The organism is Streptomyces sp. NPDC005423 (assembly GCF_040606415.1).
Classification (GTDB): domain Bacteria; phylum Actinomycetota; class Actinomycetes; order Streptomycetales; family Streptomycetaceae; genus Streptomyces.
In genome coordinates this window covers 1-16028 of sequence record NZ_JBEXET010000083.1, presented here as the reverse complement: position 1 = coordinate 16028, position 16028 = coordinate 1, and the positions used below count along the sequence as shown (strand labels likewise).

General features: G+C 71.5%; 13 protein-coding genes. 3 read left to right on the top strand and 10 right to left on the bottom strand.

The features are described 5' to 3' along the window. Positions 1-394: 394 nt before the first annotated feature. Positions 395-1402, bottom strand: coding sequence for a stage II sporulation protein M (locus ABZT12_RS38425; RefSeq protein WP_356394250.1), 1008 nt, complete (start codon positions 1400-1402; stop codon positions 395-397). Positions 1403-1530: 128 nt separating this feature from the next. Between ABZT12_RS38425 and ABZT12_RS38420 the strand changes: the two genes are divergently transcribed. After that, positions 1531-2550 (top strand): RDD family protein, encoded by a 1020-nt coding sequence (locus ABZT12_RS38420; RefSeq protein ID WP_356394247.1) that lies wholly within the window; start codon positions 1531-1533, stop codon positions 2548-2550. A gap of 98 nt (positions 2551-2648) precedes the next feature. On the opposite strand, the gene ABZT12_RS38415 is transcribed toward ABZT12_RS38420, so the two are convergent. Both ABZT12_RS38415 and ahcY read right to left on the bottom strand, forming a co-directional pair. Continuing rightward, entirely contained in the window at positions 2649-3263 is a 615-nt protein-coding gene (locus ABZT12_RS38415) for a hypothetical protein (protein ID WP_356394244.1), read from the bottom strand. A 149-nt stretch (positions 3264-3412) separates the two neighbouring features. Continuing rightward, positions 3413-4870, bottom strand: a complete 1458-nt coding sequence (ahcY, locus tag ABZT12_RS38410; protein WP_356394241.1) for an adenosylhomocysteinase — start codon at positions 4868-4870, stop codon at positions 3413-3415. A gap of 544 nt (positions 4871-5414) precedes the next feature. Between ahcY and ABZT12_RS38405 the strand changes: the two genes are divergently transcribed. Continuing rightward, entirely contained in the window at positions 5415-7613 is a 2199-nt protein-coding gene (locus tag ABZT12_RS38405; RefSeq protein WP_356394238.1) for a fructose-specific PTS transporter subunit EIIC, read from the top strand. Positions 7614-7982: 369 nt separating this feature from the next. Here the strand turns inward: ABZT12_RS38405 and ABZT12_RS38400 are convergent, their stop codons facing one another. The 6 genes from ABZT12_RS38400 to ABZT12_RS38375 form a co-directional block, all read right to left on the bottom strand. After that, the gene (locus tag ABZT12_RS38400; protein WP_356394236.1) at positions 7983-8963 is read right to left on the bottom strand and encodes a cation diffusion facilitator family transporter; all 981 of its coding nucleotides are present in this window, start codon (positions 8961-8963) and stop codon (positions 7983-7985) included. Between the two features lie 273 nt (positions 8964-9236). Further along, a complete protein-coding gene (manA, locus tag ABZT12_RS38395) occupies positions 9237-10388 on the bottom strand; it encodes a mannose-6-phosphate isomerase, class I (protein WP_356394233.1) in 1152 nt (383 codons plus the stop codon). An 89-nt stretch (positions 10389-10477) separates the two neighbouring features. After that, positions 10478-11614, bottom strand: coding sequence for an SIS domain-containing protein (locus tag ABZT12_RS38390; RefSeq protein WP_356394230.1), 1137 nt, complete (start codon positions 11612-11614; stop codon positions 10478-10480). 31 nt (positions 11615-11645) lie between these two features. Beyond that, entirely contained in the window at positions 11646-11816 is a 171-nt protein-coding gene (locus tag ABZT12_RS38385; protein ID WP_242765862.1) for a Trm112 family protein, read from the bottom strand. Between the two features lie 525 nt (positions 11817-12341). Continuing rightward, positions 12342-13706: a phosphomannomutase/phosphoglucomutase gene (locus ABZT12_RS38380; RefSeq protein WP_356394226.1), complete on the bottom strand. Its 1365-nt coding sequence runs from the start codon at positions 13704-13706 to the stop codon at positions 12342-12344. 224 nt (positions 13707-13930) lie between these two features. Then, positions 13931-14305: a DUF3499 domain-containing protein gene (locus ABZT12_RS38375; protein ID WP_356394223.1), complete on the bottom strand. Its 375-nt coding sequence runs from the start codon at positions 14303-14305 to the stop codon at positions 13931-13933. Between the two features lie 350 nt (positions 14306-14655). Between ABZT12_RS38375 and ABZT12_RS38370 the strand changes: the two genes are divergently transcribed. Beyond that, the gene (locus tag ABZT12_RS38370; protein WP_356394253.1) at positions 14656-15108 is read left to right on the top strand and encodes a metallopeptidase family protein; all 453 of its coding nucleotides are present in this window, start codon (positions 14656-14658) and stop codon (positions 15106-15108) included. Positions 15109-15175: 67 nt separating this feature from the next. Here ABZT12_RS38370 and ABZT12_RS38365 read toward each other — a convergent pair. Further along, the coding region (locus ABZT12_RS38365) for a DUF5719 family protein (RefSeq protein ID WP_356394220.1) at positions 15176-16028 on the bottom strand (853 nt) is incomplete at its 5' end.

Genomic DNA, 16028 nt, shown 5'->3' with positions numbered 1-16028 from the left:
TTGAGTTCTCAAGGAACGGACGCTTCCTTTGTACTCACCCTCTCGGGCTTTCCTCCGGGCTTTTCCCTTCGGTCTTACGTTTCCGACTCTATCAGGCCGTTTCCCGATCCGATTTCCTCGGCGCTTTCCAGGTTTCCGCTTCCGCGTTTCCCTTTCCGGCGGTTCCGACTTTATCAGAAGTTTCGAGCCGGTCAGACCGGCCGTTCATTTCCACTTCATCGGAAGGGCTTCTATGAAATCAACGTTTCAAGAAGCGCGTAGACATACGCACCGTCGCCGACCGGATCAGATCCAGTTCTAGGCAACTGTTCGAATCTACCTCCCCACGCGCTCCGTGTCAACGGGGTCTGTGGGGCGAAGAGGAGACTAGCAGCCGACCGGGGCTGCTCGCACATCAGGCGGCTGTCGGGACCGTGGAGCTGCGTTCGGGAGCGTCGAGGTCGCCCGTCTCTCCGGCCCGGACCGCGCGACCGCCCAGGACGTAGACGTAGGTCAGGAAGGTCAGTTCGGCGAGGATGCCGATGCCGATGCGGGCCCAGGTGGGCAGGCCCGACGGGGTGACGAAGCCTTCGATGGCTCCGGAGACGAAGAGGACGAGGGCGAGGCCGATCGCCATGCCCACGGCGGCGCGTCCCTCTTCCGCGAGGGCCGTGCGGCGGGAGCGCGGACCGGGGTCGATGAGGGTCCACCCGAGGCGCAGTCCGGTACCGGCGGCTACGAAGACCGCGGTGAGCTCCAGGAGACCGTGCGGGAGGACGAGGCCGAGGAAGGTGTCGAGCCGGCCCGCGGACGACATCAGGCCGATGCCAACGCCGAGGTTCAGCATGTTCTGGAAGAGGATGTAGAGGACGGGCAGGCCCAGGAAGATGCCCAGGACCAGGCACATCGCGGCGGCCTCGGCGTTGTTCGTCCAGACCTGGGCCGCGAAGGAGGCCGCGGGGTGGCTGGAGTAGTAGGTCTCGTACTCACCGCCCGGGCGCGTGAGCCGGCGCAGTTCGCTCGGGGCCGCGATGGAGGACTGCACTTCCGGATGGGCGCCGATCCACCAGCCCAGGAGGACCGCGACGACCGTGGACAGGAGTGCCGTGGGGACCCACCAGTGGCGTGCTCGGTAGACCGCGGCCGGAAAACCGTGTCCCAGGAAGCGCGTCACATCACGCCATGAGGCACGGCGAGTCCCTGTCACGGCACTACGCGCGCGTGCCACGAGTTGGCTGAGCCGACCGGTGAGTTGCGGATCCGGGGCACTGGACTGGATCAGCGAGAGGTGCGTCGCGGTGCGCTGGTACAGGACGACGAGTTCGTCGGCTTCGGCTCCGGTGAGGTGGCGTCGGCGTTGGAGCAGGGCGTCGAGACGGTCCCACTCGGCTCGGTGGGCCGAGACGAAGACGTCGAGGTCCATCTGTTTGCCCGCCCCTCGGCTGTGCGTCGACTACTCGTTGGATGTCAGCTTGTCGTACTGCGGCACGAAGTGCGCTCAGCTTGGCAGACTGGCGGTTCTCGGAGCGGGGCAGGGGAAGGGCGGCGGGCGTGAGTGAGCTGGTGACGGGTGAGGCGGTGGCGTTGGAGCTGAGCCCCGCGAGGCTGCCCAGCAGGGCGCTGGCGGTGTCGCTCGATCTGGTCGTGACCGTGCTCGTCTACATCGCGGTGACCATGGCCCTGATCGCCGCTACGGCTTCCCTGGACGACGCCGCGCGCATCGCGGTCTCCATCGCGGCGTTCGTCCTTATCCCGGTGGGCGGCCCGATCGCGGTGGAGACGCTCAGCCAGGGGCGTTCGCTCGGGAAGCTGGCGTTCGGGCTGCGGGTCGTACGGGACGACGGAGGTCCGATCCGGTTCCGGCACGCGCTGGTGCGGGGTGCCATCGGCGTGATCGAGATCCTGATGACGTTCGGAGTCATCGCCTGTGTCGCCTCCCTCGTCTCCGCGCGAGGCCGACGGCTCGGGGACGTGTTCGCGGGCACACTGGTCGTACGGGAGCGGATTCCCGTCGGACCGACGGCGTTCGTGCCTCCCCCGCCGCCCTGGCTGGCGGGTCGGTTCGCCGAGCTCGACCTGTCGGCGGTTCCCGACGGGCTGTGGCTGGCCATTCGGCAGTATCTGACGCGGATGCGGCAGCTGGATCCGCAGGTCGGCTGGACGATCGCGGCCCGGCTCGCCACGGATCTCGCGGCCAGTACGGGGGCGCCGGCACCCCGGAACGTCCCGCCGGCCGCTTATCTGGCGGCGGTGGTGCAGGAGCGGCAGGCACGGGATGCCCGTCGGGCGTTCGGGAGCGGCCTCGGACACCCCGGCGGGTACGGTCCCGGTGCCGGGCAGCCGCCGCTGTCTCCGTCGGCCGCGCCTCCCGGTCCTTCCGGCGCGTATGCCGCCCCCGCGCCGAACGCCGGGCCTCCCACTCCCCTCTCTGACTCGCTCTCCGCTGTCCCGTCCGCTTACGCGCCTTCGCGAGAGGCGGCTTCGGCTGAGGAGCCGACGCCTCAGCCCTCGGCAGCGCCGGAGGTTCCGCCCACTGAGCGTCCGGCGACTGGGTTCGCACCGCCGGCGTAGCTCAGCGCGGAACCTTCCGGTTGCGCCTCTCCGGCCCGCGTTCCGGTGATACGGCTACGAGCCGCTGATCGGCGGGGGGCGACGCGGTGGGGCTGCGCTCAGCCGAACGCGGATGGCGGCGACTCCAGCTCCTCGAGCTCGATGCCGGGGGCCGCGAGCACCACGTCGCCGGCGATGTGCACGGCGTGCTGTTCGCCCGTGTCCAGGGCTGTGACCTGGTATTCGTCCACGGTCAGGGGGCCGTTGTCAGTGCCGTGTGCTTCTCTTTTCCGCAGGGCCCAGGACTGGTCGACGGTGCGTGGCGCGAGGACCGGTTCCGTGAAGGTGACGAGCCGTACGCGGGTGGCCGCGGAGGAGGGGGTGAGGCGCAGGAGACGGGTGGTGGCGATGAGGAACGCGGGGGAGGTGCCGGTGAAGGCGTGTGCGCGGACGTTGCCTTCGTCGGCGTGAGTGCCGGTGGGGTCGGTGCGGACCCAGGTGACGCCGTCCAGGGCGGCGCCGCGCACCTGCCAGCTCGCCGTGTGGAGTTCGAGTCGGAGGGGGCGGCCGAGGTCGTCGAGCGTGAGGTCGACGGAGCCGCCGTGGTCGCCCGCGGGGGTGGTCAGCTGGGAGACGTAGCGCCAGCCGGAAGGGCCGGGCGCGCAGTGGAAGTGCTCGTCTGCGAAAGGGGTGTGATCGTGCGGATCGTGGAGCGAATAACGGCCGCGGGGCATGGGGGTCCTGGATCTTGACGGGCTGGTCCGGCCAAAGGGGCAGGCCCCCGACACGGGGGTGCGGGGGCCTGCCTCGGTGGACCTGTCGCTGAGGCGCGCGTCAGTGCACGGACGCGCACCTCAGCACGGGGAACAGCTGCGGTGCGGACTCAGTAGCGGTAGTGGTCCGACTTGTACGGGCCCTCGACCTCTACGCCGATGTAGGCGGCCTGCTCGGAGCTGAGCGTGGTCAGCTTCACGCCGAGCGCGTCCAGGTGGAGGCGGGCGACCTTCTCGTCGAGGTGCTTGGGCAGCACGTAGACGTCGGTCGGGTACTCCTCCGGCTTGGTGTACAGCTCGATCTGGGCCAGGGTCTGGTCCGCGAACGAGTTGGACATCACGAACGACGGGTGGCCGGTGGCGTTGCCCAGGTTCAGCAGGCGGCCCTCGGAGAGGACGATGAGCACCTTGCCGTCGGGGAAGGTCCAGGTGTGGACCTGCGGCTTGACCTCGTCCTTGACGATGCCGGGGATCTGGGCGAGGCCGGCCATGTCGATCTCGTTGTCGAAGTGGCCGATGTTGCCGACGATCGCCTGGTGCTTCATCTTGGCCATGTCGGCGGCCATGATGATGTCCTTGTTGCCCGTCGTGGTGACGAAGATGTCGGCCTTCTCGACGACGTCGTCCAGGGTCGTGACCTGGTAGCCGTCCATCGCCGCCTGGAGGGCGCAGATCGGGTCGATCTCGGTGATGATCACGCGGGCGCCCTGTCCGCGCAGGGACTCCGCGCAGCCCTTGCCCACGTCGCCGTAGCCGCAGACGACGGCGGTCTTGCCGCCGATGAGGACGTCGGTGGCGCGGTTGATGCCGTCGATCAGGGAGTGGCGGCAGCCGTACTTGTTGTCGAACTTCGACTTGGTGACGGCGTCGTTCACGTTGATCGCCGGGAACAGGAGGGTGCCGTCGCGCTGCATCTCGTACAGGCGGTGGACGCCGGTCGTGGTCTCCTCGGTCACGCCGCGGATCTCGGAAGCGAGCTGGGTCCACTTCTGCGAGCCGTCGGTGATGGTGCGGTTGAGGAGTTCGAGGATGACGCGGTGCTCGTCGTTCTCGGCGGTGTCGACCGAGGGGACCTTGCCGTCCTTCTCGTACTTGACGCCGTTGTGGACCAGGAGGGTGGCGTCGCCGCCGTCGTCCAGGATCATGTTCGGGCCGCCGGTGGGGGTGTTCGGCCAGGTCAGCGCCTGCTCCGTGCACCACCAGTACTCCTCCAGGGTCTCGCCCTTCCAGGCGAAGACCGGGACGCCCTGCGGCTTCTCGGGCGTGCCGTTCGGGCCGACGGCGATGGCGGCGGCCGCGTGGTCCTGGGTGGAGAAGATGTTGCAGGAGGCCCAGCGGACCTCGGCGCCGAGGGCGACCAGGGTCTCGATCAGCACGGCGGTCTGCACGGTCATGTGCAGGGAGCCGGTGACACGGGCGCCGGCCAGCGGCTGCGTCGCGGCGTACTCCTTGCGGATCGACATCAGGCCGGGCATCTCGTGCTCGGCGAGGGTGATCTCCTTGCGGCCGAACTCGGCCAGGGAGAGATCGGCGACCTTGAAGTCCTGTCGGGTGTCGACAGTCGTCATGAAGAGGTGCTCCTCGGGGGTTGGGGCGAGGTGGGTACGGCTGGTCTGCGCGGCGGTGGACACAGATGCCCCGAAGGAGGACACAGGCATGCCCGCGTGCGCGCAGCGCAGTCCGTCGGAGGCCCTCTCTCCCTCGGCCGGTCCGCTTGGGACCGCCCGACCGCCATCAGCAGCGACGTCTGGCTCCGTTCCAAGCTACACCGGTGAACCCCGGCGCCCCAGTCCACCTTCGAACACATCACGCCGACATCACGCCGACATCACGCCGAACAGGGATGGCGGACGGGAGCGAGCCGGTCCGGGAGGGGCCGGGGGAAGTGCGGGTGAGTCGAAGGAGGCCGCGCGTGCGCGGAGGGCAGGGGCGCTGCTCGGGGGTGCGCTGTGAGATCGCGGACCAGGACGAACGACGCTTCCCGAATCTGCGGAAGAGTCGTGGGAGTCGCAGGATGCGAGGGAGATCAGGAAGGGCTGGTCCGTCGGTCCCGCGTCGTCGAGGGGCGGCCGGGGTGGCGTTTCCGAGTGACGTAGGTGTGAGGAGAGCGACGTGACCGAACAGGCCGGCCGGCCTCCCACGGGTGGCGGTGAGGGTGAGCGGCGGCGGTTGAAGCTGCTCGCGGTGACCGCGTGCCCGACCGGTATCGCCCACACGTACATGGCGGCGGAGAAGCTCGCGCAGGCCGCCGCGCGTATCGGCGTCGACATGAAGGTGGAGACGCAGGGTTCCATCGGCGCCGAAAATCTCCTTGACGACAACGATGTCAGTCACACGGACGGCGTAATCGTCGCCGCGGACAAGGACGTGGACCTGAGCCGTTTCGTGGGCAGGCGCGTGCTCACGGTCGGGGTCGCCGAGGCGATCCGGCATCCCGAGCGGCTGATCGAACGGGTGCGGACGGCACCCGTGCACGCTCCGGATGCGGCTGCCGGCCCGGTCCTGCCGGCGGCGCCGCTCCACGGAAAGCAGCGCGGTGTCGCGTACAGAGCGCTGATGAACGGGGTCAGTTACATGATCCCGTTCGTCGTCGTCGGCGGCCTGCTGATCGCGGTCTCCCTGTCGCTCGGCGGGCACGCGGACCCGTCCGGTGGTCTGGTCATCCCGAAGGACTCCTTCTGGATGAACGTGAACACCATCGGCGTGATCGGTTTCACGCTGATGGTGCCGGTCCTGTCCGGCTACATCGCCTACGCGATCGGCGACCGGCCCGCGCTCGTGCCGGGCATGATCGGCGGGTGGATCGCCAACACCGGTTCGCTGTACGGCTCGAAGGCGGGCGCCGGGTTCCTCGGGGCGATCGTGACCGGATTTCTCGCCGGGTACCTGGTGTCGTGGATCAGGAAGATCAGGGTGCCGAAGTTCGTGCGCCCGGTCATGCCCGTCATCGTGATCCCGGTGGTGGCGACGACGGCCCTCGGCCTGTTCTTCATCTACGTCGTCGGGAAGCCGATCTCCTGGGCCTTCGAGCATCTGACCAGCTGGCTCAGCGGGATGACCGGCACCAGCGCGGTTCTGCTCGGCGCGATCCTGGGGCTGATGATCGCGTTCGACATGGGCGGGCCGGTCAACAAGACGGCGTTCCTCTTCGGCGCGGGGCTCATCGCGACCGGCAACCAGACCGTCATGGGCATGTGCGCTGCCGCGATCCCGGTCATGCCGATCGGTCAGGGCGTGGCCACCCTGCTGCGGCGGGGGTTCTACACCGAGCAGGAGCGGGAGGCCGGGCCGGCCTCGTTGTTCATGGGCTGCTTCGGCATCTCGGAGGGCGCGATCCCGTTCGCGGCGGCGCGGCCCGCGCAGGTGATTCCGGCCAACATGGCGGGCGGCGCGGTGGCCGGGGCGGTGGCCGGGCTCGCCGGGGTGAAGGACGCGGTACCGCACGGCGGGCCGATCGTGGCGGTGCTGGGCGCGGTAGGCGGCGTACCGATGTTCTTCGTGGCCGTTGCGATCGGTGCGGCGGTGACCGCGCTGACAACGGTCGCCCTGATCGGTCTGAGCGTACGGAGACAGCACGAGGAGCAGGACGACGGTGGTCGTCGGACCGGCGGGGTCGATGCGGGGTGGGGGTCCGCTGCGGGGTCCGGGTGCGACGCCGAGTCGGGGTTCGGGGCCGGGCCCGGGAGCGACACCACGTCGGGGTTCGGTGCCGGGTCCGGGAGCGCGGTCGTGGTGGGGGCGGGGGGTGGCGCCGACGTCGGCGCTGTGGACGAGGAGGCCGTCGTGGCGGGACGGGTTGCCGGGGGCGGGTCTGCGGAGGCGGGCGCGACGATGACCGTGGCCGGTGCTCCTCCCGAGGTGCTGTCCGGCTACCTCACCGGTCGGACCGTGAAGTGCCAACTCGGCTCCCGCGACAAGGAGTCGGCGATTCGTGAGATGGCGGAGCTGTTGGCGGCCACCGGGAAGGTCACCGACGTGGACGAGTTGGTGGCGACCGCGTTGCGGCGGGAGGCGCGGGGCACCACGGGGCTTGGTGCGCAGATCGCGATCCCACATGCCAAGACGGATGCGGTGAGCGCGCCGGTCGTCGGGTTCGCGCGGTCGGCGGACGGCGTCGAGTGGAACGCGATGGACGGTACGAAGGCGCGGCTGGTCTTCATGATCGCCGTACCGGAGGCGGCTGCCGGGGACGAGCATCTGCGGATTCTGGCGCTGCTGTCACGGAAGTTGATGGACACCGGGTTCCGGCAACGACTGTTGGCGGCCGGGGACGAGGAGGCGGTGCTGAGGGTGTTGGGGGAGGTCGGCTAGGGGGCCCGGACGGGTGGGGCGGTCGGCGGGCGGGGTGGACGCGCGTGCAGCGGTCGGCGCGCGTGGGGCGGTCTTCCGACCCGCTGCCGTGGAGGGGGCGGGAAGCCTGCCTCGTTGCGGTGGTTGGACGCGTCGGACGCCGTTCACGGGTCGACTTCGTCGGGCGGGCGGTCGGGCGGTCAAACGGGCCGGTCGGGCATCGCAACCGGTGTGCGGGGTTGGGGTTCACGGACAGACCTGCGGTGGCACCTGGTCCGGTTGCGGTTCAACCGGCCCGGTCGGTTGAACCGGTCCCGGCAAGCGGACCGGTCCCGGCAAGCGGGCCGGTCCGAGGCCGCCGCCAGCCCGCGGGGGCGGCCTCAACTGCCTTCAGTGGTCAGTGGGTTGGGGGGTCGGGCCGCCCGCGGTCGCCTCGCTGTCCGGGCCCTTGGCGGCCTCGGTCTCGCTGTAGATGTCGGGTTCGAGATAGATGACGCGGGCGATCGGGACGGCGGCGCGGATGCGGGCCTCGGCGGCGTTGATGGCGTTGGCGACCTCGGTGGCCGAGTCGTCGTGCTGGACGGCGATCTTGGCGGCGACGAGGAGCTCCTCCGGGCCGAGGTGGAGCGTACGCATGTGGATGATGCCGGTGACGGTCTCGCCGTCCACGATCGAGGCCTCGATCTTCCTTACCTCCTCGCTGCCCGCGGCCTCGCCGAGCAGGAGCGACTTGGTCTCGGCGGCGAGGACGAGCGCGATCGTGATCAGCAGGATGCCGATGCAGAGCGTGCCGACGCCGTCCCAGACGCCGTCACCGGTGAGCAGGGTGAGGCCGACGCCGCCGAGGGCGAGGACCAGGCCGATGAGCGCGCCGAAGTCCTCCAGGAGGACGACCGGCAGCTCGGGTGCCTTGGCGCGGCGGATGAACTGCGACCAGGAGTGGCTGCCGCGCAGTTCGTTCGACTCCTTGATGGCCGTGCGGAACGAGAAGCCCTCGGCGACGATCGCGAACAGCAGGACGCACACCGGCCAGTACCAGTGCTCCAGCTCGTGCGGGTGCTTGATCTTCTCGTAGCCCTCGTAGACGGCGAACATGCCGCCGACCGAGAAGAGGACGATCGAGACGAGGAAGGCGTAGATGTACCGCTCGCGGCCGTAGCCGAAGGGGTGCTGGGGGGTGGCCTCGCGCTGGGCCTTCTTGCCGCCGATCAGGAGCAGGGCCTGGTTGCCGGAGTCGGCGAGCGAGTGGACGCCCTCGGCGAGCATCGAGGACGAGCCGCTGAAGGCGAACGCCACGAACTTCGATGCCGCGATGGCTAGGTTGGCGCCGAGTGCCGCCACGATCGCCCTGGTGCCGCCTGACGCGCTCATGTGTTCGCGGGTCCCTTCGCCTTCGTACCGTCGTCTGTCATCTGTCGTGTGTCGTCTGCCCCGTGGTGGTCGCCCGTTGCACGTCGGCTTCTTCCGGTTTCCGGTTCCGGGTCCCCGGTTGCCGTTCTTGGTTTCCGGTTCTCGGTTTCCGTCTGCCGTCGGCTCCGTTCGGACCGGGCGGTCGGCGGTCCGGTGGTTTTTGCCCGGGCTTTGCCGATGAGTCATTCTCGCAGCTCGCCCCGGCGACGGCTCGTCAGGTTTCCACAGGCCCGGTCATACGATCACAGTGGCCCGGAAGAGGGTGCCCGGCCCCGACACCTCGGCCTTCTCGCCTGCCGGCAGGAAGACCGACTCGCCGGGGGCCAGTTCGTACTCCCCCGCCCGGACGGAACCGGCCGTGCAGAGCAGGATCTGCGGGGTCTCCAGGGCGACGTCGCGGGCGGCGGCACCCTCGGGGAGGACGTACCGGGAGAGCCGGAACTCGTCGATGGGGGTCTCGTAGACCTCCTCGCCGTCGGCGGACGCCTCGGGGCGCAGCACTCCGGGATCGTTCGGCTCGAAGCGGACGACGCGCAGGAGTTCGGGGACGTCGACGTGCTTGGGCGTGAGGCCGCAGCGCAGGACGTTGTCGGAGTTGGCCATGATCTCCACGCCGAGGCCGTCGAGGTAGGCGTGCGGGATGCCGGCGCCGAGGAACAGGGCCTCGCCGGGCTGCAAGCGGACGTGGTTGAGGAGCATCGCGGCGATCACCCCCGGGTCGCCGGGGTAGTGGTGGGCGATGTCCGCGTAGGGCGCGTAGTCGCCGCCGAGGCGGGCGCAGGCGGTCGCGGCGGCGGCTACGGTGCGGGCCATCTCGCCGCGGTCGGCTTCGAGGACCGCGGTGAGGACCTCGCGCAGCGCCGCCCCCGGGGGGCGGGTGCGCAGCAGGTCGACGTACGGCTTCAGGGCGTCGACGTCGAGGCCGTCGAGCAGGTCGGCGGTCTCCTGCGGGTCACGGAAGCCGCACAGGCCGTCGAACTCCGTGAGCGCGCAGATCAGTTCGGGCTTGTGGTTGGCGTCCTTGTAGGTGCGGTGCGGTGCGTCCACCGGGATGCCCCGGCGCTCCTCGTCGGCGTAACCCTCCTTCGCCTGCGCCAGGTTGGGGTGCACCTGGAGGGAGAGGGGGGCGCCGGCGGCGAGGATCTTGAACAGGAACGGCAGCCGGGGGCCGAACTTCGCGACCGTCCTGTCGCCCAACTCCCGCTCCGGGGCGGCCTCGACGAGATCGGCGAGGGTGCCGCGCGCGGTGCGTGAGGGGGCGCCGGGGTGGGCGCCCATCCACATCTCTGCCTGCGGTTCACCGCTCGGCGCGACGCCGAGCAGCCCGGGGATGGCGGTGGTGGAGCCCCAGGCGTAGGGGCGGACGGTGTTGTCGAGGCGGTCCATGCGGTTTCTCTACCGGTTCTCTCTGCGTACGACGGGGATTGTCTCCACGGCCCTCTCCGCGTACGGCGGACGGGGCGTCGACGTCCAGATCAGGCGCCCGAGGCGAGCGCCAGGTAAACGGCGGCGAAATCCGTCATGGCGATCAGCTCCGCCAGGGTCTCCAACTCGCCGCCCTCCTCCGGCTCCAGCTCGCTGATCGGCGTGTCGTGGCCGAGGGCCAGGTCACGGGCGGCGGGAGCGGCGGTGAGGCCACCGATCGGGCGGTCGCGGAGCAGCACCACGCGTGCGTGCAGCGCGGGCGCCTCGTCGACGCGGTCACGGAAGAAGTCGTCGGGGTCGGCGCCGGCGGCGAGCGGGCCGGCCAGCAGGGCGCTGTGTTCGGCGAGCGCCTCGGGCAGTTCGGCGACGAGCGCGGGCCGGCCGGCCAACTCGGCCAGCGCGGCGGCGAACCGGCGTCCCGCGGGGCCGGCCGACGTGCCCTCCGTCCAGATCACCGGGAGCGCGTCGGCGAGTTCGGCGGCGAGGGTCTTCGCCGGGTTGCTGTACGTCGCGACGGCCGGCCCGCAGCGTTCGGCGATGTGGTCGAGCCGGTCGGCGACCCTCTCCAGGGCGTCCGGCGGTGCGCTGAGCAGGCCGGTGCGGTCCAGCAGCGCGAGCAGCGGGGTGAGCAGCGCCCACAGGACACCTGGGGCGGAGGCCGCGGCGGGAGGCTCCTGGTCGTCCTGTTCGTACGGCGCGGTCGCCATCGGTACGAAGAGGCCGTGGGCGACGTCGACCGCCTCGGTGAGGGGGCTGCGCGCGGGGGCCACGGCGGCGACGGAACAGCCGCGACGGTAGGCCTGTTCGGCGAGGAGCGACAGGCCGGGCTCGGAGCCGTCGGGGGTGGCGATGAGGAGCAGGTCCACCGGGCCTGCCCAGCCGGGGAGCTCCCAGCGCAGGGCGCCCGCGGCGGGGGCGACGCCGGTGGGGGCCAGGCGCGTGACGGGGCTGCCGGGGCCGGCGAGTGTGCCGAGCAGGTCGGCGACGCTGGTGGCAGCGGTGCCGGGGCCCGCGATCAGTACGGCGCGGGGGCGGCCGTCGGGTTTGAGGTTCTGGACGCCTGCCTCGGCGGCGTGCCGGGCGGCGGTGCGCACGCGGGCGCCTGCCTCGGCGGCCCCTCGGAGCAGGGCGCGGCGGTCGGCCTCCGCGAGCCTCTCCGGGGTGTCGAGCAGCGATTCGTCGAGCATGGTCGGCAGCCTCCGATCGCCTGGTCGTCGGTTACGCGGGGCGACGGGCCTCGTCGACGAGGAGGACAGGGATGCCGTCCCGGACGGGGTAGGCCAGGCCGCAGTCCGCGCCGGTGCAGATCAGCTCGGTGTCCTGCTCCTTGAGGGGGGCGTGGCACGCGGGGCAGGCGAGGATCTCCAGGAGGCCGGCTTCGAGCGGCATGGGGTGTCCCTTCGGGGCGGGGGGGTCGGCGACGCCGTGGCGGATGTGCCTGGTCAGGGTACCGCCGGTCGAGGGGCGGTGCGGGGGGTCGGGGCGAGCGGTCCGGGGACGGGGTCCCGGGGGCCCTTTTTCGGCTCGTACGGCACCGTGGTTCTACGCCGGGGCCCGGAGCCGTTGCCCTGGTCGACGACCCCGGGGTTGTGCTCCGGAGCAGTGCTCCCGGGTCGCCGCTCCTGGGCTGTGCTCCGGATCGGCGCTCCGGGTCGGCGCTCCGGGTCGGCGCTCCGGGTCGGCGCTCCAGGTTGACGCTTTGGGTTGACGCTTTGGGACGGCGCTCCCCCGCAGCGCTCCGGGACGGCGCTCCGAATCGGCGCTTCAGGTTGGCGCATTGGGACGGCGCTCCCCCCGCAGCGCTCCCGGTCGGTGCTCCGGCTCCGGCCCGTCATCCGACGCGTCGTAGGCGGCCGTCGGGCGCGGGGAGAGCCGCCGGGGCCGAACCGGGCACCGAGTCCCGGGACCGTGTTCTCAGCCCCGGATGATCGCCAGTACCTCGTCCCGTACCTTCGCCATCGTCGCCTCGTCGCGGGCCTCCGCGTTGAGGCGCAGGAGGGGCTCGGTGTTGGAGGGGCGGACGTTGAACCACCAGTCCGCGGCGGAGACCGTCAGGCCGTCCAGGTCGTCCAGGGTGGTGTCCTCGCGGCCCTCGTAGGCGGAACGGACCGCGGCGAGGCGGGCGTTCTGGTCGTCGACCGTGGAGTTGATCTCGCCGGAGCCCGTGTAGCGGTCGTACTGCGCCACGAGGGCGGAGAGGGGGCCGTCCTGGCCGCCCAGGGCGGCGAGGACGTGCAGGGCGGCGAGCATGCCCGTGTCGGCGTTCCAGAAGTCCTTGAAGTAGTAGTGCGCGGAGTGTTCGCCGCCGAAGATCGCGCCGGACTTCGCCATCTCGGCCTTGATGAAGGAGTGGCCCACCCGGGTGCGGACGGGGGTGCCGCCGTTCTCCCGGACGACCTCGGGGACCGACCAGGAGGTGATCAGGTTGTGGATGATCACGCCCTTGCCGCCGTTCCTGGCGAGTTCGCGCGAGGCGACCAGGGCGGTGACCGCCGACGGGGAGACCGGGTCGCCGTGCTCGTCCACGACGAAACAGCGGTCGGCGTCGCCGTCGAAGGCGATACCGAGGTCGGCGTCCTCCTCCCGGACCCGCTTCTGGAGGTCGACGATGTTGGCCGGGTCGAGCGGGTTGGCCTCGTGGTGGGGGAAGGTGCCGTCCAGCTCGAAGTACAGGGGGACCACGGTGAGGGGCAGGCCGGCGAAGACGGTCGGGACCGTGTGCCCGCCCATGCCGTTGCCCGCGTCCACGACGACCTTCAGGGGGCGGATCGACGTCAGGTCGACGAGTGAGCGGAGGTGCGCCGCGTACTCCTCCAACGTGTCCCGTCGGGTGATCGTTCCTGTCGGGCCGGCCGCTACCGGGGCGCCCGAGTCCAGCCAGGACTCGACGAGTCGGCGGATGTCGGCGAGGCCGGTGTCCTGGCCCACGGGGGCGGCGCCCGCCCGGCACATCTTGATGCCGTTGTACTGGGCCGGGTTGTGCGAGGCGGTGAACATGGCGCCCGGGAGGCCGAACGCGCCGGACGCGTAGTAGAGCTGGTCCGTGGAGCAGAGCCCGATCTCGGTCACGTCGACGCCACGGGCCGCCGCGCCGCGCGCGAACGCCCGGGACAGGCCGGGGGACGAGGGCCGCATGTCGTGCCCGATGACGATCGCGCTCGCGCCGGTCACCCGCACGAAGGCGGCCCCGAACAGTTCGGCCAGCGACTCGTCCCACTGGTCCGGAACCACTCCACGTACGTCGTACGCCTTCACGAGCTGCGACAGATCAGCGGTCACGGCCAACCCTCCAGAAAGTTCTCTCGGTCGCGCCACAAACTACCCGCCGCCACGGACCCGGCGGGGAGCGGCGCCACCGCCGTACGCGGACCGATGCCTGAGTTGGGGTCGCTGCCACCCCAACTGCCGACGCGGTGAGGGGAGTTCACGTGAGGTCGGTCCGCAACGGCAGCCGGCGGCCCGTCCGGGACACCGCGGGAAAGATCAGAAGGACGCGGCCAGCTTCAGTTGTCGGGCGACCGCAGGACCCTGAGGTGTCCGCGCCGCGCGACCTCCATCGGGTCCGCGGTGCGCGGGCCGCGGCCGCTCTCGGCCGGGCGGCCCTGCGGGCGCGCCGCCTCGCGTACGGCGTTGGCGAGGGCCTCCAGGTCGTCGCCGCTGGGGCGGGCGGGGGCGGAGGCGTCGAGGAGCCGGACGACCTCCCAGCCGCGGGGCGCGGTGAGGCGCTCCGAGTGCTCGGCACAGAGGTCGTAGCAGTGGGGTTCGGCGTAGGTGGCGAGCGGGCCGAGGACCGCGGTCGAGTCGGCGTAGACGTACGTCAGCGTCGCGACGGCGGGGCGGCCGCAAGCGGTTCGCGAACAACGACGTACAGGGCTCACGACGTTGGACGGTACCGCACTCTTGAGCGGGCCGCGACGACTCTCCCCTGCTCACCCCACCGTGTCGGGCTGTGAAAGGCTTCACATGCCCCCTGGAACATGCGGTGTTGACCTGCGTGAACGGCTTCCGGCGAGGTCTCGGGCGGCCCCGGATCCGGTCATCACCCGGCACGAACACCGTCAATTGGGCTGAGTTCCATGGTCGGGGAGGGCTACGGAAACGAGCCCAACCGTGGCTGGAACGGTCATCCCGCGCCACCGCGCGGCACCCCGGGCGCCGCCTCGGGGAGCGGCCGGGCCTCGCGTCGGGCCGGGCGCCCGGCGGCGGCGGGGACTAGGCTTCAGCGGTGATGGACAACCCCGTACCGCCCCCCGCCGCAGGCCCCGGGCCCCGCCGCCGCGACCGCCATGGCCGGGGCATGCGCGGACCGATCGCACCGCCCCAGGTTCCGCTGGCCGCGAGCCGGGCCGAGGCGTTCGCGGATCTGGTGCAGGACTCCGTGGAGCGCCTGGAGCGGCGCTGGCCGCAGCTGGCGGACATCGATTTCCTCGTCCTGGAGGTGCCGCAGCCGGCCGGCGGCCCGGGTGACGCCTGGAACGACGAGGCGGTGCCCCTGGGCGGCGCGATCGCCGCCCGCGAGGGGAGCCCCGCGCGCGTGGTCGTCTACCGGCGCCCCGTCGAGATCCGCACGAAGGGCCGGGACGAACGGGCCGCCCTGGTGCACGAGATCGTCGTCGAGCAGGTCGCGGAGCTGCTGGGGCTCACCCCCGAGACGGTGGATCCCCGCTACGGGGAGGACTGAGCCCTCCCCGGCGGGGACCGCCACGCGTGCGTGCCCTGCGCGAGGAGGGCGGGCGTGCGTGCCCTCCTTACTGGAGCACCGACAGGTCCTCGTCCGTCCGCGGCACCAGGACCGTCCCCCGGTCGTCCGGGAGGGTCTGGACGGTGAAGCCCGGGACGCCCTCCACGGTGGCGGTGAGCGTGCGGGAGGCGTAGACGGGGCCGCCGGTCAGGGTCTCCACGGTGAGGGCGTAGGTGCCCTTCGCGCCGGCCGGGACCGGTGCTTCGACGTCCTGGGCCGTACCGGCCTTGACCGTGTAGGTCTTCGAGGCCGCCGTGCCGCCGCCGCTGCCCGCCGAGGCGGTGACCTTGACCGTGGCGGTGGCGGTGGGGGCGGCCAGGGACAGGGTGGAGCCCTTGGCGCTGTTGTCGGCGGAGGTGGCGCGCGCGCCGACCGGGGCGGTGGCGGGGATGAACGCGGACTCCTGTTTGCCCGCCTTGCCGCGGACGACCCGCAGCGCGGCCACCACGGGGACCGACCGGTCCGTCGGGGTCAGGAGCAGTGAGCCGGCCTCGCCCCGGGTGACGTCCCCGAGGTCGACGGCGGTCGTCACCCCCGACTTGACGTGGACCGTCTCGTGCCCGGCGGGCGTGATCGGTCCGGTGGGTGAGGCGAGCCGCAGCTTGAGGTCGGCGTCGTCGTCGCCCGGGGTGAAGACCACCAGCCGTACGGAGGTGGCGTCCTTGGGGATGCCGGGCAGCACCAGGCTGCCGGCCGGGTCCGCGGACGCGGCCAGCCAGTCGCCGCCGGTCTTGGCGTCCAGCGCCTGTACCGACGCGCCGAGCCGGCCGCTGCGCACGATCACGTGCACGGTCACGTCGGTCTGCTGCTCGTCGGTGAGGGTGGAGAGCAGGACCGGCTCGCTGGAGTGCGGCTGGACC